2 protein-coding genes are annotated in these 2,202 nt (G+C 69.0%); both read left to right on the top strand.

The window, feature by feature from the left end; all coding sequences use genetic code 11:
- A partial coding sequence (locus tag ACWEBX_RS39370) for a zinc-binding dehydrogenase (protein ID WP_451889508.1) occupies positions 1–537 on the top strand: 537 nt, incomplete at its 5' end.
- A 322-nt stretch (positions 538–859) separates the two neighbouring features.
- Complete coding sequence (locus ACWEBX_RS39375) at positions 860–1,684, top strand: alpha/beta fold hydrolase (protein WP_451889509.1); 825 nt, start codon at positions 860–862, stop codon at positions 1,682–1,684.
- Positions 1,685–2,202 lie beyond the last annotated feature (518 nt).

Genomic DNA, 2,202 nt, shown 5'->3' on the forward strand with positions numbered 1-2,202 from the left:
AAGCGAGGCCGGAGCGTGCTCGTCCTCGGCGCGACAGGCAACGCCGGGCGCATGGCCGTCCAGGTGGCCAAGAGGTTGGGCGCCGCCCACGTCATCGGCGCGGGTCGCAACACCGCCGCGCTTCAGGACCTTCTCGCACTCGGCGCGGACGAGGTGCTGCCGCTCGACCGACTCGCCGAAGTCGCGAACGTCGACGTGGTCATCGACTACCTGTGGGGCGAGCCGGCCGCGACCGGGATCGTCGACATGATCACGGCCCACAAGGAGCGTTCCGACCCGATCGCCTGGATTCAGATCGGGTCCGTGGCCGGGCCCGCTGCCCCGATCCGCTCGGCCGCGCTGCGGGCGGCACGACTGCAGATCGTCGGGAGCGGCATCGGCTCGGTCCCCGGCCGGGACTGGCTGAAGGAACTGCCCAAGCTCGTCCACGCCATCGCCAAGGGCGAGTTCGACGTCCGTGCGAAGGCTCTGCCCCTCAAGGGCGTCGAGCAGGCATGGAATGCCGACACCGGCGACCGGATCGTCCTCGTCCCTTGACGAGGGCTCGCACCGCGTCCCCGTCGGGTCTCCGGAATGGAGGCGGGCTGGATTGCCCATCGCGGCCATGCCGTCGCGAACCGGGCGGTGGAACTGCTTGATCCCTGCGACGGGGTCGTCCCAGGAGGTGGGGGAGGGTCGGGCGATGACCTCCAGGGGCCGACTGTGGCCCATCGGAGTGGGCGCGCGACACCACGTTCCCACATCAAGGCGATGCCCATTTTCGGATGTCAACTTGGCCTAAAATCAATAGGTTTGTCGCGAGATCGGTTGATGTGAGTACAGCCCGATCCGGGCCGACCTTCACCCTCAGGGAATTCCCATGCGTGCACGACGCTTGAGCTGGGCCGCCGCCACGACAGCCGGCCTGCTCGGCCTGCTGACGTTCTCCCTCACCCCGTCAGCCTCCGCGGAGCAGAGCGGCCAGTCCCGTTCGAAGCCGACGGTTGTCCTGGTCCACGGTGCCTTCGCCGACGCATCCGGCTGGAACGGTGTGGTGAAGCGCCTTCTGGACGACGGCTACAAGGTCGTGGCCCCGGCCAACCCGCTGCGCGGTCTGCCGCAGGACGCCACCTACATCGCCGGCGTCCTGAAGAACATCAACGGCCCCATCGTCCTGGTCGGCCACTCCTACGGTGGCGCGGTCATCACCCAGGCCGCAGCCGGTGATCCCGACGTCAAGGCCCTCGTCTACATCGCCGCCTTCATGCCCGACCGCGGCGAGGTCCTCGGCCAACTCGCCTCCAGGTCCCACGAATCGGAACTCCAGCCCGCCCTGCGTCCGGCACCGTTCGCCAACGCCGACGGCTCCACCGGCATCGAGCTCAGCATCGACCCGGCCCAGTTCCACCGCGTGTTCGCTGCCGACCTGCCCAAGTCGCAGACCCGGGTCATGGCCGTCGAGCAGCGCCCCATCAGCGCCTCCGCCTTCGAGGACGCGCCCACAGCGGCCGCCTGGCGCACCATCCCGTCCTGGGCCCTGGTCGCCAAGCAGGACAAGGCCATCGGTGCCGACCTGGAACGCTTCCAAGCCCGCCGCGCCGGCTCCCACACGGTGCAGGTCGACGGCTCCCACGTCGTCATGATCTCGCACCCCGGAGTCGTGACCCGTCTCGTCGAGAGCGCCGCGAAAATCACAGTCCGGTAGCCCACACCCGTCCAACGGCCCCCTGCGGACCGTGCCGTAAGCCGAGATCCGAACGGCCGGAACCCCCGAGCCCGGCCGTTCGGGCTCACTCAGCCCTGCTTCGGCCGCAAGCGGTTGACGCAATGGCACGGTCCGGCCACCCTCTAGTGCTGTGACCGCGTAGGTTCGCCGGGTTGGTGCTCATGGTCCTCGTGCCGGTTGGATGTGACGACACCTTCGATCGGCGCGGGGAGGCGGGATGGCACAGCCGGTCAGGGTCCGTACGTTGACCGAGGGGGAGGGGCAGTCGCAGCGAGAAGGGCATTCGCTGGGGCGGACGCCCCCTCGCCGCCGCAGCCTCACCAAGTGAGGATCCTGCGATGCCCGGATGTGGAGATCAGACAGCGGCCAGGCTCTTCGCCATGACCCGCTCCCTGCCAACGCCGTCGGGCAGAAGATCGCCGGGCTCACCCGTGTCCGTGAAACCGTGCCGCTCATAGAGCGCGGTCGCCTTGCGGTTGTCCGGCATGACGGACAAC

It is taken from the genome of Streptomyces sp. NPDC005070, from assembly GCF_053600395.1.

What these genes read in the sequence shown, in the direction of transcription:
- ACWEBX_RS39375 (WP_451889509.1), top strand. Translation starts at nt 860, where the DNA reads ATGCGTGCACGACGCTTGAGCTGGGCCGCCGCCACGACAGCCGGCCTG.